The 24850-nt window shown below is 64.1% G+C and carries 25 protein-coding genes and 1 tRNA gene; 8 read left to right on the top strand and 18 right to left on the bottom strand.

Annotated elements, in window-relative coordinates; all coding sequences use genetic code 11:
- Positions 1–23: 23 nt before the first annotated feature.
- From X726_RS148435 to X726_RS148465, 7 genes are all read right to left on the bottom strand, one after another.
- Positions 24–476 (bottom strand): DoxX family protein, encoded by a 453-nt coding sequence (locus X726_RS148435; protein ID WP_023671328.1) that lies wholly within the window; start codon positions 474–476, stop codon positions 24–26.
- Between the two features lie 197 nt (positions 477–673).
- Positions 674–955, bottom strand: a complete 282-nt coding sequence (locus tag X726_RS148440) for a hypothetical protein (protein WP_023671327.1) — start codon at positions 953–955, stop codon at positions 674–676.
- A gap of 237 nt (positions 956–1192) precedes the next feature.
- Positions 1193–2224, bottom strand: a complete 1032-nt coding sequence (locus X726_RS148445; RefSeq protein WP_023671326.1) for an Ldh family oxidoreductase — start codon at positions 2222–2224, stop codon at positions 1193–1195.
- 114 nt (positions 2225–2338) lie between these two features.
- Positions 2339–3148, bottom strand: a complete 810-nt coding sequence (locus X726_RS148450; RefSeq protein WP_023671325.1) for an ABC transporter permease — start codon at positions 3146–3148, stop codon at positions 2339–2341.
- A complete protein-coding gene (locus tag X726_RS148455) occupies positions 3148–3861 on the bottom strand; it encodes an ABC transporter permease (RefSeq protein ID WP_196813869.1) in 714 nt (237 codons plus the stop codon). The genes X726_RS148450 and X726_RS148455 overlap by 1 nt, the downstream gene beginning before the upstream one ends.
- A gap of 161 nt (positions 3862–4022) precedes the next feature.
- Positions 4023–4823 carry a transporter substrate-binding domain-containing protein gene (locus tag X726_RS148460; RefSeq protein WP_023671323.1) on the bottom strand — a complete coding sequence of 267 codons (801 nt, stop codon included), beginning with the start codon at positions 4821–4823 and terminating at the stop codon, positions 4023–4025.
- A gap of 54 nt (positions 4824–4877) precedes the next feature.
- On the bottom strand, positions 4878–5693 hold the full coding sequence (locus X726_RS148465) for an ABC transporter ATP-binding protein (protein WP_023671322.1): 816 nt from the start codon (positions 5691–5693) through the stop codon (positions 4878–4880).
- Positions 5694–5919: 226 nt separating this feature from the next.
- Between X726_RS148465 and X726_RS148470 the strand changes: the two genes are divergently transcribed.
- The 4 genes from X726_RS148470 (at position 5920) to X726_RS148485 (ending at position 10005) form a co-directional block, all read left to right on the top strand.
- A complete protein-coding gene (locus X726_RS148470) occupies positions 5920–6792 on the top strand; it encodes a dimethylarginine dimethylaminohydrolase family protein (protein ID WP_023671321.1) in 873 nt (290 codons plus the stop codon).
- A complete protein-coding gene (locus X726_RS148475) occupies positions 6762–7433 on the top strand; it encodes a TetR family transcriptional regulator C-terminal domain-containing protein (protein ID WP_023671320.1) in 672 nt (223 codons plus the stop codon). The genes X726_RS148470 and X726_RS148475 overlap by 31 nt, the downstream gene beginning before the upstream one ends.
- A 96-nt stretch (positions 7434–7529) precedes the next feature.
- Positions 7530–9110 (top strand): 5-guanidino-2-oxopentanoate decarboxylase, encoded by a 1581-nt coding sequence (locus X726_RS148480; RefSeq protein WP_023671319.1) that lies wholly within the window; start codon positions 7530–7532, stop codon positions 9108–9110.
- Positions 9111–9297: 187 nt separating this feature from the next.
- Positions 9298–10005 carry an SDR family NAD(P)-dependent oxidoreductase gene (locus tag X726_RS148485; protein WP_023671318.1) on the top strand — a complete coding sequence of 236 codons (708 nt, stop codon included), beginning with the start codon at positions 9298–9300 and terminating at the stop codon, positions 10003–10005.
- Between the two features lie 136 nt (positions 10006–10141).
- Here X726_RS148485 and X726_RS148490 read toward each other — a convergent pair whose 3' ends face one another.
- The 4 genes from X726_RS148490 to aroA form a co-directional block, all read right to left on the bottom strand.
- Positions 10142–10963, bottom strand: a complete 822-nt coding sequence (locus X726_RS148490; protein ID WP_023671317.1) for an MOSC domain-containing protein — start codon at positions 10961–10963, stop codon at positions 10142–10144.
- A gap of 247 nt (positions 10964–11210) precedes the next feature.
- Positions 11211–12908 carry a 30S ribosomal protein S1 gene (gene rpsA, locus X726_RS148495; protein ID WP_023671316.1) on the bottom strand — a complete coding sequence of 566 codons (1698 nt, stop codon included), beginning with the start codon at positions 12906–12908 and terminating at the stop codon, positions 11211–11213.
- A gap of 204 nt (positions 12909–13112) precedes the next feature.
- Positions 13113–13757, bottom strand: a complete 645-nt coding sequence (gene cmk, locus X726_RS148500; RefSeq protein ID WP_023671315.1) for a (d)CMP kinase — start codon at positions 13755–13757, stop codon at positions 13113–13115.
- Between the two features lie 240 nt (positions 13758–13997).
- A complete protein-coding gene (gene aroA / locus X726_RS148505) occupies positions 13998–15356 on the bottom strand; it encodes a 3-phosphoshikimate 1-carboxyvinyltransferase (protein ID WP_023671314.1) in 1359 nt (452 codons plus the stop codon).
- A 206-nt stretch (positions 15357–15562) separates the two neighbouring features.
- Here aroA and X726_RS148510 point away from each other — a divergent pair, with 206 nt between their 5' ends.
- From X726_RS148510 to X726_RS0135660, 3 genes are all read left to right on the top strand, one after another.
- On the top strand, positions 15563–15955 hold the full coding sequence (locus X726_RS148510; protein WP_023671313.1) for a TIGR02300 family protein: 393 nt from the start codon (positions 15563–15565) through the stop codon (positions 15953–15955).
- A 173-nt stretch (positions 15956–16128) separates the two neighbouring features.
- Positions 16129–16204, top strand: a tRNA-Ala gene (locus tag X726_RS148515).
- Between the two features lie 102 nt (positions 16205–16306).
- Positions 16307–16696, top strand: coding sequence for a hypothetical protein (locus X726_RS0135660; RefSeq protein WP_023683541.1), 390 nt, complete (start codon positions 16307–16309; stop codon positions 16694–16696).
- A 48-nt stretch (positions 16697–16744) separates the two neighbouring features.
- Here X726_RS0135660 and X726_RS148520 read toward each other — a convergent pair whose 3' ends face one another.
- From X726_RS148520 to msuE, 5 genes are read right to left on the bottom strand one after another with little or no spacing between them, the layout of a single operon-like run.
- The gene (locus tag X726_RS148520; protein ID WP_023671311.1) at positions 16745–17509 is read right to left on the bottom strand and encodes an ABC transporter ATP-binding protein; all 765 of its coding nucleotides are present in this window, start codon (positions 17507–17509) and stop codon (positions 16745–16747) included.
- Between the two features lie 24 nt (positions 17510–17533).
- Positions 17534–18532 (bottom strand): ABC transporter substrate-binding protein, encoded by a 999-nt coding sequence (locus X726_RS148525; RefSeq protein ID WP_023671310.1) that lies wholly within the window; start codon positions 18530–18532, stop codon positions 17534–17536.
- 40 nt (positions 18533–18572) lie between these two features.
- On the bottom strand, positions 18573–19421 hold the full coding sequence (locus tag X726_RS148530; protein WP_023671309.1) for an ABC transporter permease: 849 nt from the start codon (positions 19419–19421) through the stop codon (positions 18573–18575).
- 25 nt (positions 19422–19446) lie between these two features.
- Entirely contained in the window at positions 19447–20823 is a 1377-nt protein-coding gene (locus X726_RS148535) for an LLM class flavin-dependent oxidoreductase (protein WP_023671308.1), read from the bottom strand.
- A gap of 58 nt (positions 20824–20881) precedes the next feature.
- The gene (gene msuE, locus X726_RS148540; RefSeq protein WP_023671307.1) at positions 20882–21439 is read right to left on the bottom strand and encodes an FMN reductase; all 558 of its coding nucleotides are present in this window, start codon (positions 21437–21439) and stop codon (positions 20882–20884) included.
- A gap of 340 nt (positions 21440–21779) precedes the next feature.
- Here msuE and X726_RS148545 point away from each other — a divergent pair, with 340 nt between their 5' ends.
- Positions 21780–22799, top strand: coding sequence for an LLM class flavin-dependent oxidoreductase (locus X726_RS148545; RefSeq protein ID WP_023671305.1), 1020 nt, complete (start codon positions 21780–21782; stop codon positions 22797–22799).
- An 80-nt stretch (positions 22800–22879) separates the two neighbouring features.
- On the opposite strand, the gene X726_RS148550 is transcribed toward X726_RS148545, so the two are convergent.
- Complete coding sequence (locus tag X726_RS148550; RefSeq protein ID WP_023671304.1) at positions 22880–23725, bottom strand: fumarylacetoacetate hydrolase family protein; 846 nt, start codon at positions 23723–23725, stop codon at positions 22880–22882.
- 146 nt (positions 23726–23871) lie between these two features.
- The gene (locus X726_RS148555; protein ID WP_023671303.1) at positions 23872–24603 is read right to left on the bottom strand and encodes an SDR family oxidoreductase; all 732 of its coding nucleotides are present in this window, start codon (positions 24601–24603) and stop codon (positions 23872–23874) included.
- Between the last annotated feature and the right edge of the window lie 247 nt (positions 24604–24850).

The raw sequence follows: 24850 nt of genomic DNA, 5'->3' as shown, positions 1-24850 counted from the left end.
GCTGCCACCCTCTTATAGACCCTTCAGAACGCCTTGCCGAGGCGCGCGTCGACCGACTGGCGGTTGCCGCCGCGGATAACGAAGAACAGCAGGATCGCCGCCCATAGAAGCGACTTTTCAGCGCCGGAAAAGCCCTGGCCGACAGTGATCCAGTGGAACCAGACGGTGACCAGCAGCACGATCATGCCGGCAAAGGCGGCGGGCCGAGTCAACAGGCCGATGGCGATCAGAATGCCGCCGAAGAATTCGGTGCAGGACAAAAGCAACGACCAGAACGCGCCGGGATAGAAGCCGAGGCCTTCGACCATCTCGGCGGCGCCGAAAGGGTTGGTGATCTTCTGCGAGCCGTGAATGGTGAGAAACCCGCCGGCGACGACGCGCAGAAGGGTTTCGGCGCCGTCATGCAGCGACGAGTACAGGCGGCCAAACACCGGAATGATCAGTCTGCCGCGGGAGGCGTCGGTGGTTGCGGACATCGTAGCTCCTGTTGTTGTGATGACCTCTCGCAAACGCCCGATGGTCCCATCAAGTCAAGTTAACAAAAGTTAACTTTCACCGTCATGTTTATTGCTCACGGAGGGATGAAACGCAGAAAACCCCGCCGAAGCGGGGTTTTCCGGGCAGCATCAGGACGAAGCCAGGGGCCGACGGAGCGGCCTGACCTGAGACGGTATCAGGAGGGCGTGAAGCAAGTACGCCCACCCCAGCCCTGGACATCCGACATGGTGCCGCCGACCTGCTTGCAGGCCGCGATGAAGTCGGCGCTGCAATTGGCAAATTTGGCGTGGCCGTTCTTGCAGTAATGGTCCTCGGTTGCACCGCCGCTCGGAGCCGTGATGACGCCGGCCGAAGATGGCTTGACCGGCGCGGCCTTCAGGGAGGCCGCCTGGGTGGCGCCCATGAAAGAACCGAGCAGAAGGACTGCTATCAGCAGGGTGGTCTTGGTGTTGGTCATGATGATTTCCTTTGATTGCGGTTGATGTTTCCGGAGCGCAAAGGGCACACCCTTCGCGTGAAGCAGGCTTTCGATTTGGTTGGGTGTTTCCTCCGGTCTGGTTCGGGCAAGCTCACCTTGCCCTGGACAAGGATGGGTCGCCGCAAGACGCAAGAAGGTTCAGCAGGCGGCGCAAATGCGCGCCTGCCCGTCGCCAACCGGAAGGTCAGTTTAAATTGTTTGATAAAGAAGGATTCTTCAGCCCGAATAGCGCTCGGCGAATTCGGAAATGCGCTGCACCACGGCTTTGGGGGCGTTGATGCCGCGCGCCTGCGCCTTCTCCGCCGCTTCGGCCCGCGCCCGGCCCGGCACGTGCACGCCAAAGCGCCGGCGCAGCCGGTCGNGCACGCCAAAGCGCCGGCGCAGCCGGTCGAGCTGGTCCTTCATGCGCTGCTCAAAATCCGGGTCGAGCAGCTTGGGCTCGACGGCGAGCACGAACAGGCCGGTTCCCGGGCTGTCCGGTCCGCCGGAGAACCAGGGCGCGTCGAGCGACCAGTTGGCGCCCGACAGGCCAGCCGCCAGCACTTCGACCATCAGCGCGATGTTGGCGCCGCGCTGGCCGCCGAAGGCCAGCATGGCGCCCTTCATGGCCGCGGCCGGATCGGTGGTCGGGTTGCCGCTGGCGTCCAGCGCCCAGCCTTCGGGGATCTTCTTGCCGTCCTCGGCCGCCTTGCGGATGTTGACGAACGCCGTGGCGCTCGACGACTGGTCGATGACCAGCGGCGCGCCATCGGCGGCGGGTGCCGCAAACGACATCGGGTTGGTGCAATAGACCGGCTTGACCGAGCCCGAGCCTGCCAGCACCGCCGGCCCGTTGGTGGCGGCGAAGGAGACCAATCCCAGCTGCGCCAGACGCCCGGTGAAATAGCCGAGCGCGCCGCAGGTATAAGCGTTCTTCTGCGAGAAGATGGCGACGCCGAACAGCTTTGCCGCCTTGGCAAGGTCATCGATGGTGCGGTCGAACCCGGTATGGGCGAGGCCGCCACGCGCATCGGAGAGATAGACGGCGAGCGCCGGCCTGGTGATCACCGGATCGGCATTGCCGTCGATGCGGCCGGCTTCCAGCGCTTCGAGGTAATCGATGAAATGGGTCAGCCCGACGGTCGAAAGCCCTTCCGCCTCGGCGGCAATGATCGAGGCGGTGAGCGACCGCGCCGCCTCCTCATTGGCGCCGGCGCCGAGCGCCGCCATCCGGCACAGCCCTGTTGCCTGGTCGAGAGAGAGTTGCATGGTGCGGACCCGATTGGTGGTGAGAGTGAGTAGGGAGTAGTCAGTAGGGAGTAGCGAAAGCAAGCGGTTTCCCGGTCATATGCTGACTACTCACTACTGCCTGCTCACTATTCCCTAGCCCACCTTGTTCGGTATGCGCGCTTCGATCTTGCTGAATGCAAACACCAGTATGCCGGTGATGATCATGTAGATCAGCGCCAAAAGCAGCAAGGGTTCGTAGGTGAGGTAGGTGTCCTGCCGGACCTTGGACGAGACTGCGAAGATGTCGATGACGCTGATCGTCGCCACCAGCGGCGTCGACTTCAGCTGCAGCACGGTTTCGCCGGTCAGCGTCGGCAGCGCCCGGTAGATGGCCTGCGGCAGCCAGATGCGGCGGAAAATCTTCCAGCGGCTCATGCCGAAAGCGCGGGCCGCCTCTAACTGCCCCTTCGGCACGCCGGCAAAGGCGCCGCGCATTACTTCGCCCTCATAGCCGGCGAAGGACAAGGTCAGTGCCAGCACGCCATAAGGCCAGGCTTGCCTCAGATACGGCCACATCCAGGATTCGCGGATCCAGGGAAATTGCGGAAACAGCGAGCCCAGCCCGTAATAGAGCAGCCATAGCTGGATCAGCAGCGGCGTGCCCCTGATGACGGTGCAGAATGTCCTGGCGGGCGCGGAAAACCAGAACGGGCCGGCGGCCTGCGCGAGCCCGAGCGGCACGGCGAGCAGGAAGCCGAGAAAGCAGGTGACGGCCAGGATCCACAGCGACCGCCAGATGCCGAGAAGCCCCATTTCATAATATTGCGGCAGCCAATCCCAGCGCATGAAGAAGGCTGCGCCGAAAACCAGCGCGATCGCGACCAGGATCAGCACGATGCGATGCGGCTGCAGCCACCGCGACGTGCGCGCGGCAGCGTTGATGATGGTCGCTTCTCCGGCCATCAGCGCGCATCCTTGAGCGACGGCATACCGCGCCGCGACCAGGCCTCGAGGCGGCCGATGAGCAGGTTGGAGACCAGCGACAAGATGAGATAGAGCACGCCCGCGGCGAAAAAGAAGGTGAAATAGGCTTTGGTGACGCCCGCCGCCTGCCGCGTCGCCAGCGCCAGTTCGTAAAAGCCGACGACCGCCAGAAGGGCCGTATCCTTGGTGGCGATCAGCCACAGATTGGCGAGCCCGGGTATGGCGAAGGGCAGCATTGCCGGCAAGGTGATGCGCCGCAGCATGAGCCCGGGTGACATGCCATAGGCGCGGGCGGCTTCGATCTGGCCCTGCGGTATGGCCAGGATGGCGCCGCGGATCACTTCGGTCGAATAGGCGCCCTGGACAAAGCCGAGCACGGCGATGCCCGCGGCAAGGCCGCTGATGTCGACGCGCTGGTAGCCCATAGCGGTCAGCGCCTGGTTGATCAGGTCTGTTCCGGCATAATAGAGCAGCAGGATCAGCACCAGTTCGGGCACGGCGCGCACGATGGTGGTGTAAACCGCCAGCAGGTCGCGCACGACAGGACCGCCATAGAGCTTGCCAAAGGCGCCACCGGTGCCGATCAGAAGACCGAGGACCGTGGCGCCGAGCGCGATCTCGATCGAATGGAGCAGCCCAAGCAACAGCGTGCCGCCCCAGCCCGGCGGATTGGGCGAGAGAAGTTCTATGATGCCGGCCGCCGAGGCCGAAAGAAGTGCGTCGATCAGCGTCGCCCCCGGATTGCTGGGTCCAACCACCGCCGTCGGCAGCGCCGGCGGCAAGCATGTCTGGGAAAGGTCGGGCAGGAGGGGCATGGCGTTGGCGCCATGCCCCTCAGCTCATGCGAGGATCGTCAGTTCGACTGCGCGCCGCCACCACCGTAAATGTCGAAATCGAAGTATTTCTTCGATATCTCGTCATATTTGCCGTTCGAGCGGATCGCCTTGATGCCGGCGTTGATCTTGGCCTTAAGGTCGGTGTCTTCCTTGCGCACGCCGGCGCCCACGCCCGGTCCGAGCACTTCATCGTCCGGAGCCACCATGCCCTTCAGATCGCAGCAGGCCTTGCCCTGGTCCGACTTCAGGAATGCGTCGAGCGCGATCGAATCCGCCTGGACGGCGTCGAGGCGGCCTGCGGCCAGATCGTTGTTGGCTTCGTCCTGCGTCTGGTATTCCTTGATCTCGGCGGCCGTGGGGCCGAAATGCTTCTTGGCATAGGCCGAATGGGTGGTCGACACCTGCACCCCGAGCACTTTGCCCTTGAGATCGTCCGGCGTGGCGCCGAATTTCTGGTCCTTCGGCCCGATGATGGCGGTCGGCGTGTTGTAGTACTTATCCGAGAAGTCGATGGTCTTCTCGCGTTCGGCGGTGATCGACATCGAACTGGCGATGACGTCGATCTTCTTGGTCGTCAGCGCCGGGATGATGCCGTCCCAGGCGACAGGCGTGATGACGCAGTCGAGCTTCTCCTCGGCGCAGACGGCGTCGATGAACTCGATTTCCCAGCCAACCCATTTGCCGGAAGCGTCCGGCGAGGTGAAGGGCGGATAGGGCTCGGCGGCGACACCGATCTTGACCGGATCGGCCTTGGCCACGCCCATGGCGGCAACGCCGAGCAGCAGCGCTGCGGCGAATGTTTTCAGAACAGTCTTCATGTCACGACTCCCAGTTTGTTGTTGGTTCCCGGTTTTCTTCCGTCCCGGCTTGTCCTAGCCGATGTTGCGGATGAACTGCTTCAGCCTTTCGGATTTCGGTGCGCCGAATATCTGCTCCGGCGGCCCCTCTTCCTCGACCAGCCCGTTGCAGAGGTAGACGACATGGGTCGCGACCTCGCGGGCGAATTTCATTTCATGCGTGACCAGCACCATGGTGCGGCCCTCGCGCGCCAGGTCGCCGATCACCTTCAGCACCTCGCCGACCAGCTCCGGGTCGAGCGCCGAGGTCGGCTCGTCGAACAGCATGACGCGCGGGTTGATGGCCAGGGCGCGGGCGATCGCCGCGCGCTGCTGCTGGCCGCCCGAGAGATAGGCCGGATAGACGTCGCGCTTTTCGGCCAGGCCGACGCGCGCCAAAAGCTTTTCGGCTTCCCTGATCGCCACGTCGCGCCTGACGCCCAGAACATGCACCGGAACCTCGATGACGTTCTCGATCAGCGTCATGTGGCTCCACAGGTTGAAGTTCTGGAACACCATGCCGAGCTTGGCGCGGATGCGTTCGATCTGCCGGCGGTCGGCGGGCACGGTGTGGCCGTGGCTGTCGGCCTTGAGTTTGATCTCCTCGCCATTGACGCGGATGATGCCGCTGGTCGGGTTTTCCAGGCAGTTGATGCAGCGCAGCAGCGTCGACTTGCCGGAACCCGAGCCGCCGATAATGGCGATCACCTCGCCGTCGCGCGCCGACAGCGAAACGCCTTTCAGCACATGCAGATGGCCGAATTTCTTGTGCAGGTTCTCGACATGGATGGCTTCGGCGGCGCCGTCCTGCGCCTTGCCGGATTGGACTGCGGCGGTTCCCGCCGCGCTCACCGGGGAACCTCTGCCACAGGGTCCACGGCAGATCGTCGAACGTCTATCCGGCTAATCAACATACGCTGTAATGCCCACTCCAGACTTCAGCATGGACCCAACAGCGCGAGCCCGTCAATCCCGCTCATTACGGCACTTGCGGCCTTATTGTGCAAGTGTATAAATAGCCTCCGATGAAATTTCTTCCATTTTTTTCACCCTGAACACGGCATTGAAAAGGGCACTGATGAGCGCTTTCGGATCACAGTCCATGGCGGCGCCGTTGCGGCGCGTGCTGATGCGGTCGGCGGCCAATGCCATGCGCGGTGCCGACCGGGCTACCTGGCACTATGGCCCGGGTTTCGACCCGGCGAAAGCGGCGGCGCAGCACGCGGCTCTCGCTGAGCTGGTGACGGCGTCCGGCGCCGAAATCGAATGGATCGATGACAATGCCGACGGGCTGTCGGATTCCGTATTCACCCACGATCCGTCACTGATGACCGATCGCGGCGCGCTGATCCTGTCCATGGGCAAGCCACTGCGCGCCAGGGAGCCATCGCTGCATGAGGAAACCTACACACGCTTGGGTATTCCTATCCTCGGCCGCGTCGAGGCTCCCGGCCAGGTCGAAGGCGGCGATTGCGTATGGCTGGATAAAAACACGCTGGTAATCGGGCGCGGGGTGCGCTCCAACCAGGAAGGCATACAGCAGGTTTCCAACCTGCTGACGCCGCTCGGCATTTCCGTCTACGGCTTCGATCTGCCGCTGTGGCAGGGCGAGGAGGCGTGCCTGCATCTGATGTCGGTGATCAGCCCGCTGGCCGACGACCTGGCCCTGGTCTATTCACCGCTTTTGCCGGCGCCGTTCTATCAGTTGCTGAAGGCGCGCGGCATCCGGCTGGTGGAAGGCGACGCCGAAGAGTTTGCCGCGTCCAACGGCCTCAGCCTGAACGTGCTGCCGACCAGCCCGCATAAGGTCATTGCCGTCGCCGGCTTTCCCAAGACCAAGGCCGCGATGGAAGCCGCCGGCTGCACGGTTCAAATCTTCGAGGCGGATGCCCTCTGCATCGCCTGCGAAGGTGGGCCGACATGCCTGACGCGGCCCATCCTGCGGCAATGAATGAGCGCCGCAAGTTCCGCCGCGAGGGCGAGGAGCGGCGGCGGCAGGATTTGATCGACGCGACCCTGGACAGCGTGGCCGAACATGGGCTGGAGGGCGCCAGCCTGCGCACCATCGCACTGCGCGCCGGTGTCACCGCCGGGCTGATCCGGCACTATTTCCCCGGCAAGGAAGACTTGCTGCAGGAAGCGTACGCGGCGCTGATGGGCCGCATGACCGAGCAGGCGAAGGCGGCATTGCTCATGGAAGACGCCTCGCCGCGCCAGCGCCTTGCGGCCTTCGTTGCCGCCAACCTCAACGCGCCGATCATCGATGCACGCGTGTTTTCGCTCTGGGCAACCTTCATCGGCCGCGCCGGCGCGGATCCGAGCCTGGCTCGCGCCCACCGCGAAGGCTATCTCGGCTTTCGCAACGAGGTGGAAGCAGTCGTTGCCGAAGTGCTCGGCGCCGAGCAGCGCAGGCCAAACGCAAATGAGCTGCGCCGCCATGCCATCGCGATCAACGCGATCATCGACGGGCTCTGGATCGAAGGCTGTCTGGCCGCAGAGATGTTCTCGCCTGGCGAATTGGCAGGGATCGGCGTCAAAGCCATAGAGGCCGAGCTCGGCCTCGCGCCGCAAACGCAATTCCAGGAAAAGTGAGAAGCGGTTTTCCGTCCGGAATTGCGTTAAAAACAAAGAGGTAGAGCCGATCATTGTTTCCGTTGAACAGTGGTCGGCACTAACGGGAGAGAACCCATGACCACCATCGGCGAAGCCCTCATCACGCTGCTCGAAGCGCATGGCGTCGACACCGTTTTCGGCATTCCTGGCGTCCACACTGTCGAGCTTTATCGCGGGCTGGCGCGTTCAAAGATACGCCATGTCACGCCGCGTCACGAACAGGGCGCCGGCTTCATGGCCGACGGCTATGCCCGTGCCAGCGGCCGGCCGGGCGTTGCCTTTGTCATCACCGGACCGGGGCTGACCAACACCATCACCGCAATGGGCCAGGCGCGCGCCGATTCGGTGCCGATGCTGGTGATTTCGGGCGTCAACGCGATGCCGACGTTGGGAAAGGGACTGGGCTTCCTGCACGAACTGCCGGACCAGCGCGGCATGATGGAGAAGGTGGCGCTGTTTTCGCAGCGTGTCACCGAGGCCAGCGAATTGCCTGGCGCTTTGGCGCGGGCCTTCGCGCTGTTTTCGTCGTCGCGGCCGGGCCCCGTCCATATCGAGATCCCGACCGACGTCATGGTCAAACCGGCCGACGGCATCGCTGCTTCGCTCACCAATGCAGCGCCGCCGGCGCCGGATGGCGCGGCCATTGCCGAGGCAGCCAAACTGATCGCAGCCGCGCGCCGGCCGCTGATCCTTGCCGGTGGCGGCGCCAAGCGCGCCGAACAGCCATTGCAGCTTTTGGCCGAGCGGCTCGGCGCGCCTGTCGCCCAGACCGCCAATGCGCGCGGTCTGCTGCATGCACATCCGCTTTGCGTGCCGGCCAGCCCCAGCCTGAAGGCGGTGCGTGCGCTGATGGCAGACGCCGATCTGGTCATCGCCGCCGGCACCGAATTCGGCCCGACCGACTATGACGGTTACAGCGATGGCGGCTTCGTGCTGCCCGCCAATCTGATCCGCATCGATATCGGCGCCGACCAGCTCGCCCGCCGCCCGGTGAGCGTCGGCATCCAGGCCGATTGCGCGGAGGCGCTTGGCGCACTGCTTGGCGCGCTCCACCCTGATCATGCCGCGGCGAAGGACGGCGAGAGCCGCGCAGCCACGTCGAGAAAGGCGGCCTTTGCCGAGCTCAGCCCGGCCTATGCCGCGCAGGTGCGTGCGGTGGAAACCATTCGCGACGCGCTGCCGGGCGCCATCATCGTCGGCGATTCCACCCAGCCGATCTACGCCGCCAACCTTTACTACGACCATGACCGGCCAGGCGGCTGGTTCAATGCCGCCACCGGTTTCGGCGCGCTCGGCTACGGACCACCGGCGGCGATCGGCGCAGCCCTTGCCATGCCCGGCGTGCCGGTGGTCTGCCTCACCGGCGACGGCGGCTTCCAGTTCACCTTGCCGGAGCTGGGCGCGGCGCTCGATGCACCCGCACCGGTCATCTTCGTCGTCTGGAACAACAGAGGCTATCGCGAGATCGAAACGTCGATGCTCGATGTCGGCGTCGAGCCGGTCGGCGTGTCGCCGGCGCCGCCGGATTTCTGCAAGCTGGCCGAGGCCTACGGCATATCAGCCGAACGGCTTGCCGGTACTGCCGGTCTCGCCGATGCGCTCAAACGCGCACGCGCAACCAGACTGCCGCACGTCATCGAAATCACCATCGACTGACGCTTGACCGCGCGCTTTACGTCAATGCGCGGGTCAGAAGGGGGCGGTCGGCGACTTCGAGCGATGCAAAGACGCAACAACTGCCATGTCGAGATGTCGGTTGAGTGATCGTGCAAAAGGCGCGACGCTCTGCGTCGGCGCGGCACGACAAGCGACATAATCATAAGAAACGACAGGAGCGTCCAGGATGACGGAAACAGTTCAGGGCAAGCATATCGTGGTGACCGGTGGCACCGGGGCGCTGGGTGCCGCGGTCGTCGGCAAATTGCTGGCGGACGGCGCGATCTGCCATGTGCCGAATGCCCACGCGTCGGCCCCCTCGCATTTCCCCTTCGCGGCCCATGATCGCGTCCGGCTGGCGCACAATGTCGATCTCGCCGATCCTGCCAAGGTCGATGCCTTCTATGACAGCGTCCCCGAATTGTGGGCCTCCATCCATCTGGCCGGCGGCTTTGCCGCAGCCCCGGTCGAGAAGATCGAATCCGCATCCTTTGCCGAAATGATGGACACCAACGCCCGCACCGCCTTTCTGTGCTGCCGCGCGGCAGTGCGCTCCATGTTGGGCTCGAACACAGCGGGCCGCATCGTCAATGTCACGGCACGCGCCGGGCTCGACCCGCGCCGAGGCGCCGGCATGGTCGCCTATACCGCGAGCAAAGCGGCAGTGGCGGCGATGACCGTGGCGATGGCGGAAGAGCTGAAGCACAAAGGCATACTGGTCAACGCGGTGGCGCCCTCGACGCTCGATACGCCGGCCAACCGCGCCGACATGCCGGATGCCGATTTCGGCAAATGGGTCAGCCTCGAAGCCGCCGCCGAGGCAATCGCCTATCTGGCATCACCGGCCAATCTGGCAATGAGCGGAACGCTGGCGCCACTTTACGGCCGCGCCTGAAGTTCCGCCGCGCAGGCGACTCATTTGGTTTGGCTTCCGATGGCGGCCTTTGCCGACCTCGCCTGAGTCTACAGCGGAGGTTGGCCATTCAATCATGGCGTCCGCCGACGCCTCCACGGCATTAGAAGGCCTGCGACTACGTCAGGTTCGAGACGCCCGCTTCCACGACCTCGACTGCGTCGCCGATGGCGATCGCGCCGGCGTTGTTGGGAATCGCATTCTGGCCGAAGATGATGCCGCCCTTGGCGGAGCGGTGGAGTTTGCCAAGCGTCTGCAACGGCTCGCGCGGGTCCGGCTGCTCGCCGCTCAACGGATCTCGGGTGGTGATGACGCAGCGCGAGCAGGGCTTTGCGATCCGCAACTCCACCGTGCCGATGCGGATCGTCTTCCAGCTGTCTTCAGGCCATGCGCCTTCTGCGTCGACGACGATGTTTGGCCGGAACCGCGCCATCTCGATGGGCCTGGCAAGATGGCTGTTCAGATGGTTCAGCGAGCCTGTCGTGGCGATCAGCAGCGGAAAACCGTCGGCAAAGCCGACGAAATCGCCGGGCTGGCCGAATTCCGCATCGACCGGCCGGTTTTGCGGATCGTCGAAATAGACGAGATCGACAGGCCGGCCAAGAATAGCCGAGAGATAGGCGCCGGCGGCCGGATCGCCCGGCCGCGCGGCAGCCATATCCTTCCAGATCTTGACTTGCCGGAGCGCGGTGCCGGGAGCCGGAGCCTCGACGAAGTGCGAGCCATGCCTGTCATGTTTCAACAGGATGCCCGTTCCGCGATGCTCGACGTCGATCGTCGTCATATCAGGTATCTGGCGAATGGTGAGGAACTGCCCATCCTTGTCGACGACCATCCAGCGGCGGTCGCCTTCCATGCCCATTGTCTTGATGTCGGCGCTCGGCACGGCATGGCCGCGCAGGCTCTTGACCGGATAGCGATAGAGTTCGACGACCTTCATCCCGCATGCTTCTCCGTTGCCCGAAGGGCCGGACTTCCGTGTTTACGTCTGCAACGACGGCCGAGCCTACAACCGCGCGTGTGGAATTGAAGGGGTTACACAGTCTTAGTCTAGTGCCAATCGCGCAGCCGAGCATGAAAAACCCGCGAGCCTTGCGGCCCGCGGGTTTTCTTGTTCAGGCTGCGCGCGAGGCGCAGCCGAGGCTTACGCTTGCGCGAAGCGGCTTACGCGCTGCGCGCAAAGCGGCTTAGCTGCCCTGCTTCTTCAGCGCGGCGCCAAGGATGTCGCCCAGCGAAGCGCCGGAGTCGGTAGAGCCGTACTGTGCGACGGCTTCCTTCTCTTCGGCGATTTCCAGCGCCTTGATCGAGACCTGCAGCTTGCGGGTCTTCTTGTCGAAGGCGATGACGCGGGCGTCCAGCTTCTGGCCGACCGAGAAGCGCTCGGGGCGCTGCTCGTCACGGTCACGGCTGAGGTCGTTGCGCTTGATGAAGGTCTCTATGCCGCTGTCGACCAGCCGCACTTCCAGGCCGCCATCCTTGATGCCGGTGACTTCGCAGGTGACGACCGCGTTCTTGCGCAGTTCGCCTGAAGTCGCCGCTTCGCCGACCGTATCCTTGGCCAGCTGCTTGATGCCGAGCGAGATGCGCTCCTTGTCGATGTCGACGTCGAGCACCTGCGCCTTGACCATGTCGCCGCGATTGTACTCTTCGATGACCTGCTCGCCCGGACGGGTCCAGTCGAGGTCCGAGAGGTGCACCATGCCGTCCACGTCGCCTTCAAGGCCGATGAACAGGCCGAACTCGGTCTTGTTCTTGACCTCGCCCTCGACCTGGCTGCCGACCGGATGGCTCGCGGCAAAAGCCTGCCACGGATTCTCGAGCGTCTGCTTGAGGCCGAGCGAGATGCGGCGCTTGGCCGGATCGACCTCGAGCACGACCACGTCGACTTCCTGCGTCGTCGACAGGATCTTGCCGGGGTGCACGTTCTTCTTGGTCCACGACATTTCCGAAACGTGGATGAGGCCTTCGATGCCCGGCTCCAGCTCGACGAACGCGCCGTAGTCGGTGATGTTGGTGACGGTACCCTTGATCTTCTTGCCGATCGGGAACTTGGTGCCGATCTCGGACCACGGATCGCTCTCGAGCTGCTTCATGCCGAGCGAGATGCGGTGGGTTTCCTGGTTGATGCGGATGATCTGCACCTTGACCGTCTGACCGATGTTGAGGATCTCGGTCGGGTGGTTGACGCGGCGCCATGCCATGTCGGTGACATGCAGCAGGCCATCGATGCCGCCGAGGTCGACGAACGCACCGTAGTCGGTGATGTTCTTGACGACGCCTTCGACAACCTGGCCCTCTTCGAGGTTCTGCACGATTTCCGAACGCTGTTCGGCGCGGCTTTCCTCGAGCACGGTGCGGCGCGACACAACGATGTTGCCGCGGCGGCGATCCATCTTGAGGATCTCGAAGGGCTGCGGGTTGTGCATCAGCGGGGAGACATCGCGGATCGGGCGGATATCGACCTGGCTGCGCGGCAGAAAGGCCACGGCGCCGTCGAGGTCGACAGTGAAGCCGCCCTTGACCTGGTTGAAGATGACGCCTTCGACGCGCTCACCCTTGGTGAACTTCTCTTCGAGCTTGACCCAGCTCTCTTCGCGGCGGGCCTTGTCGCGCGACAGGACGGCTTCGCCCAGCGCGTTTTCGATGCGCTCAACCATGACCTCGACCGTGTCGCCGACCTTGAGCGTCGAGTCCTTGCCCTTGACGCCGAATTCCTTCAGCGGCACGCGGCCTTCGACCTTGAGGCCGACATCGATGATGGCCATGTCTTTTTCGATCGCCAGGATCGTGCCCTTGACGACCTGACCTTCGCCGGAGTGACCGGTGGTAAATGATTCTTCGAGCAGGCTCGCGAAATCGTCGCGAGTGGGATTTGCAGCTGACATATTTTCTCCTGGAGTGCCCCGCATCTGAAGCGGAACGGGCGCCGTGGGTTAGCGTTGCGTTGGCCTGCCGGCGTTCCGGGCTACAAAAGCCCTGGGCCGCCTAAGCGGCAATTCCGGCGCATGAAGAATGCTGGCAGGCTGGTTCGTGCCCGATATGGGTATTTTCTTCGCTTCCGGCAATCGGTGGAGCGGGAAAACCCTGGATCAGGCTTTGTCTCTCTTGGCCAGGGCGTCGTCGATGATCGCTTTGGCCGCCAGAAACGCGGCCTCTATAGCCATTTCGGAGGTATCAAGCAAGTGCGCGTCCGCCGCCGGCTTCAGCGGCGAGTCGGCGCGGCCCATGTCGCGCTCGTCGCGGCGCACAATATCGGCAAGAATTTCGGCGAAATCGGCGGTGCCGCCGATGCTTTCGATCTCGGCCAGCCGGCGCTGCGCCCGCACTTCGGCGCTCGCCGTCACATAGAGCTTTATGTCGGCGTCAGGGCACACAACCGTGCCGATGTCGCGCCCGTCGAGCACCGCGCCTGGCGGTGTCCTGGCGAAATCGCGCTGCTTTTCGACCAGGATGCGCCGGACGGTAGGGTAAATCGCGACCTTCGAGGCCGCCTCGCCAACCGCATGCGCCGACAGCACCGCACGGTCGAGCTTTGCCAGATCGACCTGGCGTGCGGCGGTTTCGGCTGCTGAGACATTGTCGAGTGGCAGCGCGTGCCGGATCAACGCATAGGCGACGGCGCGGTAGGTGAGGCCGGTGTCGAGCAGGTTGAGGCGGTAGTGGTCGGCCAGCCGTCGGGCCAGCGTGCCTTTGCCGGCGCCGGCGGGACCGTCGATGGCGATGGTGAAGGTCATTGGCGGGCCAACACGAAAGACAGACGCCGCGATCCTTCGCGCCCCCCTCTGTCCTGCCGGACATCTCCCCCTCCAGAGGGGAGATCAGAAGCTTCTGCGCCCCACTCTTTCCTGCAATTTCGAAAACTGGCGAAAGCCGCTGTGACGGCCGATCTCCCCCCTTGAGGGGGAGATGTCCGGCAGGACAGAGGGGGGCGCTGTCCCGCCGACATCTCTGCTTGCTTTGCGCTTGGCATCAACCTACCCGATCTCCGCACCGAGCCCCGTCATCAGACCCATGAACTCCGGGAAACTCGTCGCGATCATGGCGGCGTCGTCGATGGTCACCGGCTTTTCCGTTGCCAGCCCCATTACCAGGAAGCTCATGGCGATACGATGGTCGAGATGCGTCTGCACCGTCGTGTCCTGGCCATTGGGATGGCCGCCCAGCCCCTTGCCGCCGGGCTTTCCGCGCACCGCGAGCGAAGCTTCGCCTTCGGCGCAGTCGACGCCGTTGAGCTTCAGCCCATTGGCAACCGCTGCCAGTCGGTCGGATTCCTTCACCCGCAGCTCTTCCAGCCCCTGCATCAACGTCTCGCCCTCGGCGAAGCTCGCGGCAACCGCCAGCACCGGATATTCGTCGATCATAGACGGCGCCCGCTCGGGCGGCACGGTGACGCCCTTGAGCTCGGAGTAGCGCACGCGCAGATCGGCAACATCCTCGCCGCCGGCATTGCGCGGGTTCAAGATGTCGATCTGGCCGCCCATTTCCTGCAACGTTAGAAGCAGGCCGGTGCGGGTGGGGTTCATCAGCACGTTCTCGATGACGATGTCCGAACCCGGCACGATCAGTGCCGCGACCAGCGGGAAGCCGGCCGAGGAGGGGTCGCCGGGCACGGCGATGGTCTGCCCCGTCAATTTGCCCTGGCCCTCGATGAAGATGTGGCGCACGCCGCGCTCGTCGGTCTCGACCGAGAGATTGGCGCCAAATCCCCTAAGCATCTTTTCGGTATGATCGCGCGTCATCACCGGTTCGATCACGGTGGTGATGCCGGGCGTGTTGAGGCCTGCCAGCAGCACGGCCGACTTCACCTGCGCCGAGGCCATCGGCACGCGGTAGGTAATGGGTGCGGCGTGTTTCGGCCCATGCAGCGTGATCGGCATGCGGTCGCCCGGCGTCGCCTTCAGCACCTGCACGCCCATCTGGCGCAAGGGTTCGAGCACGCGGCCCATCGGCCGTCCCGACAGCGATGCGTCGCCGATGAAGGTCGTTTCCATGTCGTAAGTGCCGACGAGGCCCATTGTGAGGCGGGAGCCGGTACCGGCATTGCCGAAATCGAGCGGGCCTTCCGGCTGCAGCAGCGCGCCATTGCCGGTGCCGCGGATCACCCACTCGGCGCCGCGCTTCTCGATATGCGCGCCCATCGCCTTCATGGCGGCCGCCGTGCGCATCACATCCTCGCCTTCGAGCAGGCCGGTGACGCGGGTTTCGCCGGAGGCAAGGCCGCCGAACATCATGGAACGGTGCGAAATCGACTTGTCGCCCGGCACGCGAGCGGTGCCGGAAAGGGCGGATGATTTGCGGGCGGTGGCCGGCTTGGCAGCGGCGGCGTGAGACATGGAATTTCCCTGGACGGAATGCCGGCGCACCGGCGCTTTTCATTTGTTGCGGCGGTCTCGTATCACGGCGGGCACGAATGGTCATCCCCATGGTCGTCGCTTGGCGCGAGGCCTTTCAGTGCTTGGTTTTGTGACGCCGGCTTTTCGCTTTGACAGCGCGGTAAACTGTGGTTAAGGGGACCACTCTTTTACTGACGAGGCTTGACGTGGCAAAAAACGAACTTGGCACAAAGCGTGTCGACCCTGAAACGGGCCGAAAATTCTACGACCTGAACAAGGACCCTGTCGTCTCGCCCTATACGGGCAAGACGTATCCGCGTTCCTATTTCGAGGACGGCAAGATCGCCGCCCTCGAAGAGGAAGAGGAAGTGGCCGAGAAGGAAGTGGACGCCGAGGAAGAAGAAGGCGTTGAAGTCGTCTCGCTTGAAGAGGCCGACGAAGACGTCAAGGCCGGCGACGAGCTTCCCGACCTGGGCGACGACGAGGACGATGTCGATCTAGGCGACGATGAGGACGATACTTTCCTTGCCGACGAAGAGGAAGAAGACGACGATGTCGCCGACATGATCGGCGTCGGCGACGACGACGACGAAGTCTAAGAACGCTTCGAACGCATGCATTTAGCGGCGTTCACGGGCTATGACGAAAAAGCGGCCCTCGAAGGCTTGATCTTCAGGGAAGGCGGGGTTAGAAGCCGCCTGCACTAAACGGCGCGGTCCTGAAACCCGCGCCGGACCTCTCGCCGGCAACGGCGACGGCTGACTGCCGGAGTGGGGCCATAGCTCAGTTGGGAGAGCGCTTGAATGGCATTCAAGAGGTCGTCGGTTCGATCCCGATTGGCTCCACCAAACAGTCTCTTTCCGACGCTCGGTTTCGCGGCATTCATGCTTGTCGCCTGCCAGTCGGCGCCTGAACCATCATCGCCGCCGCCAGCGCCCGCACCTCAGCCCATGGCCCCTGCCGCGATCTCTGCTCCTGATGGTGCGGCGGTCCTCGATCCATCCGTGCGGGTTATGCCGCCCGGCGAAGGCGTCCCGGCCAAATATGTCGCGTTTTCCGGCATATGGGGCGGACAGCTGGACGGGATGTATGACGGCAAGCTCGCCGTGCTGACGATTACGCGCGGCGGCAATGTCACCGCCACCTATGCCTGGGGCGATGTCGCCGACAACAAACCGGGCGTGGCCGACGGCGAAGGCAAGATTTTCGGCAACACGTTGAAACTGCGGCGCCTTCCCAATGGCGCGGACGTCAGCGCGGTCATTCAGGCGGACGGAACGCTGGCCGTCACCTATGGGCTTGCCGACCGAACCTATACGGGCACGTTCACCAAGCAATAATCGCGAGAGCTAATCTTCCGGGGGAGCCACGGCTGGCCCCTTCCCCGATCAGTGCAGGCCGAATTCGCGCAGCAGTTCTTCGCGATAGCGCACGAAGCGGCTCTCGCTGCGCTCGCGCGGGCGTGGCAGGTCGATGTCGATCAACCGCGCCGCGCCGCCTTTCTCCTTGGGCAGGATCAGCACCCGGTCGGCAAGATAGATCGCCTCCTCCAGATCGTGGGTGACCATCACCATGGTGACGTTCTCCTCGCTCCAGATGCGCGCCAGTTCCTCCTGCATGCCTATCTTGGTCATGGCGTCCAGCGCCCCCAGCGGCTCGTCGAGCAGAAGGATTTCGGGCTGCACGGTGAGCGCCCGGGCGATGCCGACGCGCTGCGCCATGCCGCCGGAAAGCTGGCTCGGAAAAGCATCCGCGAATTCAGCAAGACCGACCAGTGCGACGTAGAAGCGGGCGCGTTCCTCGGCCTGCCTCTTGGGAACACCGCGCACTTCGAGGCCGAACGCGACATTGCCGAGCACGCTGAGCCACGGCAGCAGCCGCGGCTCCTGGAAAATCACGGCACGCTCGGCGCCGACGCCATGCACCGGCTGGCCGTCGATCGCGACACCGCCGCTGTCGGCCGCCTCCAGCCCGGCCAGAATACGCAGCAGCGTGGTCTTGCCGGAGCCGCTGGCGCCGACGATGACCAGGCATTCCCCCGAACGAATGTCGAGGTTGAGCGTCCGCAGCACGGCAAGCTGGCGCCCGCCGAGGCTGAAGGATTTGGACAGGTCGCGGATCGAGACCTCTCCGCCACGGTTGGAACCGGCCATCTTGTCTCTCAGCTATTTCAAAGCTCAGTTGATCTTGGTTTCGCCGGGCCGGTACAGGATGTCGGCGGCTTTCAGCTTGCCCTTGGCCAGACGGCCGTCTCGCTCCAGCACGGCGACCCAGAAGTCGATGTCGCGATCGGTCGCCTGCGCACCTTCGCGCAGACCAAAGCCGGTCCAGTAGCGGGCGAGATCGCCGTTTTCGCCGCGCTTGTCGAGGATAGTGGCCAGCACCTTGCGGGCTTCGTCCGGGTTCTGGCGCGACCAGTCCGAGGCGCGCGCCGACTGTTCGACGAAGTTGCGCGCCGCATCCGGGTTGGCGGCAATGAAGTCGCGCCTGAGTACGACGAAGCCGCCGGCGAGTTCGCCGAGCACCTGGGTGTCGTCGAACACGCCGCGCACGCCGCCGTTGGCGACCAGCGCGCCGGCAAAGGTCGCCTGCCAGTAGCCGAGGCCGGCAATGTCGACCTGGCGCGAGCGCAGCGTCTGCTCAAGCTGCGGGCCGGGCACGACAATGAGGTTGGCGGCGGTCGGCGGCAGGCCGACGCTGTGCAGGGCCTCACGCACCGTATAGTCGAGATGAGCGCCGAGCGTGTTGACCGAGATGGTCTTGCCGGCAATGTCGGCGATCGATTTGATCGGGCTGTCTTCCAGCACGTAGAAGACGCTCTTCACATCCTTGTTGATGCCGTTGCTCGGATACGCCGCGACGAAGTCGTTGCCGCCGGAGATCGAGTTGATCACCGCTGCGGTGGCGGCCGAGCCGATGTCGACGCTGCCGGAAGACAGCGCAAACAGCGATTCCGGTCCACCCGAGGAATAGCCGACATTCTCCAGCTCGACGCCGAGCCCTTTGAAGTAGCCGAGCTCGTCGGCCAGCTCGTGCGGGGAGATGCTGCCACGGCTGGCGAGGTAGCGGAACTTGACGGCTGCGGCTTGCGCAAAGGCCAGGCGCGGCAGGCCGGCGGCGATGAGGCCGGCGGCAAGCGGCGCGCCGGCAAGCAGCGAACGGCGGGTGATTTTCATGATCGGGTCCTTGTGAGGTAAACGGTGAGGGGCGGACTGCTCAGTTGACAGGATTGCTCCAGCGACAGAGCCGCCGCTGCAGGGTGACCAACGCCTGGTTGGCGATCAGGCCAAGCCCGGCGAGGATGACGATTGCCGCAAACATCAGCGGGATCTGGAAATTGTACTGCGCGTTCATCACCTGGAAGCCGATGCCCTTGTTGGCACCGATCATCTCGGACGCGATCAGCAGCAGCAGCGCCGTGGTGGCGCTCAGCCGCAAGCCGACGAAGATCGACGGCACGGCGCCCGGCAGTACGACGCGGCGAAACACGGTGAGCCGGCTCGCACCATAGACGCGCGCCATTTCAAGCAGCTTGGGATCGACTTCCTTGACGCCGCTGATGGTGTTGAGCAGCAGCGGAAACAGCGTCGCCCAGAAGATGACGAAGATCTTCGAGGTCTCGCCAAGTCCCAAGAGCAGGATGAACACCGGATAGAGCGCCAGCGCCGACGTCTGCCGGAACACCTGCAGGATCGGATCGAGCGCGGTTTCGACCTGGCGCACCTGGCCCATGAACAGGCCAAGCGGAATGGCAACGGCGACAGCCGCCGCAAAGGCGATGCCGGCGCGTTGCAGGCTGATGGCGATGTCGCCGAGCAGGCTGCCGCCGGCAAGCCCCTTCCAGAGTGCGACGACGATCATGTCGATCGGCGGCAGCACCGCCGCGTTGACCCAGCCGACGCTGCCCGCCACCTGCCAGAGCGCCAGGAAGCCGGCAAGCACGCCGTAGCGCTTCAGGAAGCGAACAGCCGCCTTGCTACCGAGGTTCAGGAAGTCGGTGCCGAGCCCGGTTTCGCCACCACTGCGGCGAACCGTGATCTGCCGATCGATGTGCTGCAGCGTCATTGCTTCACCCCTTCGATTGCCAAGGTCATTCGGCGGCAAGGACGGTCGAGCGGGCGACGGTCCATGGATTTTCCGGGCGCCTGAGGCCGAGATTCTCGCGCAGCGTGCGGCCTTCGTAAGCCGTGCGGAACAGGCCGCGCCGCTGCAGTTCGGGAATGACCAGGTCGACGAAATCGTCGAGCGCGCCGGGCAGCCAGGGCGGCAGGATGTTGAAGCCGTCGGCCGCGTCGCTGGTGAACCATTCCTCCAGCTGATCGGCGACCTGCCTGACGCTGCCGACGATGGTGTAGTGGCCGCGCGCCGTCGCTACCCATTGGTAAAGCTGGCGGATGCTGAAATTGTGCTCGTCGGCAATCTGCCGGATCAGCGCCTGGCGGCTCTTCATGCCTTCGGTTTCCTTGCTCGGCGGCAACGGGCCGTCGAGCGGATAGCCCCTGATGTCGAGCGTCTGGCCGGCAAGACCGTTGAGGAGCGCAACACCGTCCTCGGGCAGGATAAGGTCGTTGAGCTGTTGGTATTTGGCGCGGGCCTCGTCCTCGGTGCGGCCGACGAAGGGCGCGACGCCCGGCATGATCAGCACCTGGTCGGGATCGCGGCCGACTTCAGCCACGCGCGCCTTGATGTCGCGGTAGAATTCCTGCGCCGTCTCGAGCTTCTGATGGGCGGTGAAGATGACCTCGGCCGAGTGCGCGGCAAGCCCACGGCCGTCTTCCGACTGCCCCGCTTGTACGACAACCGGATGTCCTTGCACCGGGCGCGGCACGTTGAGCGGACCCTTGACGTTGAAATGCTCGCCCTTGTGGTCGATGTCGTGCAATCTGTCCTTGTCGTAGAAACGGCCCGACTGCTTGTCGCGGATGAAGGCGTCATCCTCCCAGCTGTCCCACAGCGCCTTGACCGTCTCGACATGCTCATGCGCCCTGGCATAGCGCTCGGCATGGCTGGGCTGGACGTCGCGGTTGAAATTGCGTGCCGTTTCGTCGCCGGCCGAGGTCACCACGTTCCAGCCGGCGCGGCCGTTCGACAACAGGTCGAGCGAAGCGAATTTGCGCGCCAGCGTGTAAGGCTCCTCATAGGTGGTGGACGCCGTTGCGATGAAGCCGAGATGCGTCGTCAGCGGCGCCAGCGCCGCAAACAGCGTCACCGGCTCGAAGCCGGCGATCTTGGCGTTGCCGCCCTCGCGGGCGCCGAGGCCGACGGTCAGGTTGTCGGCCAGGAAATAGGCGTCGAACAGGCCGCGCTCGGCGGTCAGCGCCAGTTGCTTGTGGAACTCGAAATTGGTGGCGCCGTCGGCCGGCGCATCGGGATGACGCCAGGCGGCAATATGCTGTCCGCCGCCGGGCAGGAAGGCGCCGAGCTTGATCTGCCGCGGTTTGCTATCGGACTTGCTGGCTCGAGTCATTTGCAGGCGTCCTTCTGGTCTATGCGGGATGGAATATTGCGTCGCGGATCGTTGGTTTTCAGGCGGCAAGGACGACGCTGTAGGGCACGCCGGCCACCCGGCATGCCTCAGCGACCGCCTGCCGGGCTCGCGCCTTGACTGCCTCTGACACCAGCACGCCATCTGCAAAGTCCTTGTCCGAGGCGTAGATCGCGGTCGGCAGGGTCTGCGCCTCGAAGAAGCCGAACAACGGCCGCAACTGGTGTTCGACGACAAGCGAATGACGCTCGCCGCCGCCTGTTGCCGCCAGGATGATCGGCTTGCCGCGCAGCGACGACGGGTCGAGCAGGTCGAAGAAGTGCTTGAACAGCCCGGTGTAGCTGCCCTTGAAGGTCGGGGAGCCGACCACCAGCACGTCGGCGCCGAGCAGCTGCTCGATAATACCGCGCGCCGCCGGATCGAGATCGCCAAGCTGTCTTGCAGGCGCAAAGGACGGGCCGAGATCCTCGATGTCGAAAACGCTCAAAGCCGAGCCGGCCCGGCTCGCCACCTCACCGGCGATGTGGCTGACGAATGCCTTCGTCTTGGACGGACGGGTCAGGTTGCCGGACCACCCCACCACCAGCTTTTTTGACATCCGAGGCTCCTTCTCGCAAACGCACTATCCGCATTAAGCCTACCGATTTTGTAGAATTAAATGAGCGAGAAGATTTCAAAACCGGGCTCTGAAGCGAATGGAGTTTGCGGTACATCGCCTTTGGTTGGTTCATTTGGCCCCAAAAGCGCCGCGGCAGATGCTGACGCGGTCGCGCAAGGCATCGCCGGGGACCATGGCCTTGGTCCTTTGCGCACCGATGGGTATCGTCGCGAAACCGTCAAGGGCCGGCGGCATTGACACTGCGTTGTGTGAGTGTCGATTGAACCCGATCGCGTGGGCGACGAAGTAGGCAACTGGAATCAAAGAACAGGATGCGCGCATGAAGAAGATCGGCCTTCTTTCTTTCGGCCATTGGTCGCCCTCGTCGCAATCGCAGACGCGCTCGGCTTCCGACGCGCTGCTGCAGTCGATCGACCTGGCCGTCGCCGCCGAGGAGCTGGGCGCGGACGGCGCCTATTTCCGCGTCCATCATTTTGCCCGCCAGCTCGCTTCGCCATTTCCGCTTCTGGCCGCGGTCGGCGCCCGCACCAGCCGCATCGAGATCGGCACCGCCGTCATCGACATGCGCTATGAGAATCCGCTGTATATGGCCGAGGATGCGGGTGCTGCCGACCTGATCGCCGGTGGCCGGCTGCAGCTTGGCATCAGCCGCGGTTCGCCGGAGCAGGTGATCGACGGCTGGCGCTACTTCGGCTACGTGCCGCAGGACGGCAAAAGCGATGCCGACATGGCGCGCAACCATGCCGAGGTGTTCCTGGACGTGCTGCGCGGCGAAGGTTTCGCGCAACCCAATCCGCGGCCGATGTTCCCCAATCCTCCGGGAATGCTGCGGCTCGAGCCGTTCTCGGCCGGCCTGCGCGACCGGATCTGGTGGGGCGCCGCTACCAACGCCACCGCCGAATGGGCGGGCAAGCTCGGCATGAACCTGCAAAGTTCAACGCTGAAGTTCGATGAGAGCGGCCAGCCGCTCCACATCCAGCAGGCCGAACAGATCCGCGCTTATCGCGCGGCGTGGAAGGAGGCCGGCCATGCGCGCGAGCCGCGCGTGTCGGTCAGCCGCAGCATCTTTGCGCTAGTGAACGACCGCGACCGCGCCTATTTCGGCGGCGGCAGCAGCGAAGATCATTTCGGCTATATCGAGCCTGAGAAGCTTGCCGTCTTCGGCCGCTCCTATGCCGCGGAGCCCGATGTGCTGATCGATCAGCTGAAAGAGGACGAAGCGATCGCCGAGGCCGACACGCTGCTTCTGACCGTCCCCAACCAGCTCGGCGTCGAGTACAACGCCCACGTCATCGAGGCGATCCTGAAGCACGTCGCGCCGGCTCTCGGCTGGCGCTGACAAGAGGCGCCAGCCGCCGGGGAAACAAAGAGATTGAGCGTTTCGCCGCCAAACGGTGAAACGCTCAAGAGAAGAGATGGCTAAACATCCGCCTTGAAGGTCTGCTTCTGCTGGCCGAGCCCCTCGATGCCCAGTTCCACCACATCGCCAGCCTTCAAGAACACCGGCGGCTTCATGCCCAGCCCAACGCCGGGCGGGGTGCCGGTGGAGATGATGTCGCCAGGATGCAGCGACATGAACTGGCTGAGATAGGAAACGAGATAGGCGACGCCGTAGACCATGGTCCTGGTCGAGCCGTTCTGCATCGTCTTGCCGTTGACCGTCAGCCACATTTTGAGGTTCTGCGGATCGGCAACCTCGTCCTTGGTGACAAGCCACGGCCCGGTCGGACCGAACGTGTCGCAGCTCTTGCCCTTGGTCCACTGGCCCTGGCGCTCGGCCTGGAAGGCTCGCTCGGACACGTCATGGGCAACGGCATAGCCGGCGACATAATCCAGCGCCTCGGCTTCGCTGACATATTTGGCTTTTCTGCCGATGACCACGGCGAGTTCAACCTCCCAGTCGGTCTTTTCCGAACCGCGCGGGATCAGCACGTCATCGTCGGGACCGACAATGGCCGAGCTTGCCTTCATGAAGATGATCGGCTCCGGCGGCACGGTGGCGCCGGTTTCGGCGGCATGGTCGGAATAATTCAGGCCGATGCAGATGAACTTGCCCGTGCCGGCGACGCAGGCGCCGAGGCGCGGCTTGCCGGAAACCGCTGGCAGCGAGTTCGGATCGAGCTTCGACAATGTCTCGAGCGACGCCGGATCGAGCGCCTTGCCGGCAATGTCGGTGACATGACCCGAAAGATCGCGGATCGTTCCATCCGCATCGAGCAGGCCGGGGCGTTCGCTCCCTATCTCGCCATAGCGCAGCAGTTTCATCTTGCTCTCCAAATTGCGGCCCAAGGCCGTTTTCAAAACTCGTTCCGCCAAGCGATGACTGGGTGGACTCTGGCTATCGGACCCGACCTAGGGCAAGCCGGACTTTAGAACTGTTCGAGCCTGGACCTGCGGATCGAGGCTATTGCTCAGATCGACCAGCCGCCGTCGATATTATAGGCCTGGCCTGAGGTGTACGTGGCGCCGGCGAGGTAGACGGCAAGGTCGGCGATTTCCTCGGGCGTGCCGAGACGGCCCATCGGCTGGCGGGCAATGAAGGCCGCGCGGGCCGCCTCGTAATCGCCCTGCGCATGCATGCGGTCCTGTAGCGACGGGCTCTCGACGGTGCCGGGGCAGATGGCGTTGCAGCGAATGCCCTTGGCGACATAGTCCGCGGCAATCGCCTTGGTGAGACCGATCACGGCCGCCTTGGTGACGCCGTAGGCGAAGCGGTTGGGCACACCCTTGCCGGCGCCGGCGACGGACGACATGTTGATGATCGAGCCATCGCCGCGCTCCAGCATGCCGGGCAGTACGGCCCGAATGGTGCGGATCATGGCGCGGACATTGAGGTTGAAGGCGAAATCGAGATCGGCGTCCTTCATCTCGAGGATGGACCCGGAATGGACGAAGCCGGCGCAGTTGAACAGCACGTCGACGCGGCCGATTTCGGCGAAGCCGGATGCCACCGCATCGTCGTTGAGAACGTCGAGCTTGCGGGTCTTGATGCCGGAGGTCTTGGCGAGTTCGGCCAGCAGCGCCTCGTTGATGTCGGTGGCGTGCACGATGGCACCTGCCTTGGCGAAGGCCAATGCGCTCGCTCTGCCGATGCCTTGTGCCGCCGCGGTGACGACAACGACCTTGCCTGCTAGATCCGCCATGCGTTTCTCCTCGCCCTCTTTGGCCACTGCTCGGCCCGATTTACTGCCGGCTGACTGGGGCGTCCCGTGCCAGACAGGCGCGACTATGCGGCCCTGCACAATCCATCAGTCCATAACAAATGTTTTTTCTGGTTAAAGAACACATGTCCAAGCGTCAAGCCCGAACGCGATCACCTTCGCGACGGCTGATGTAATGCACATCGCTTGCTCTGATGCAACAACATGTATGACAACCGGACAACGAGTC

This window comes from Mesorhizobium sp. LSJC285A00 (assembly GCF_000503155.1).
Taxonomy (GTDB): domain Bacteria; phylum Pseudomonadota; class Alphaproteobacteria; order Rhizobiales; family Rhizobiaceae; genus Mesorhizobium.
This window is presented reverse-complemented; position numbering and strand designations above follow the sequence as displayed.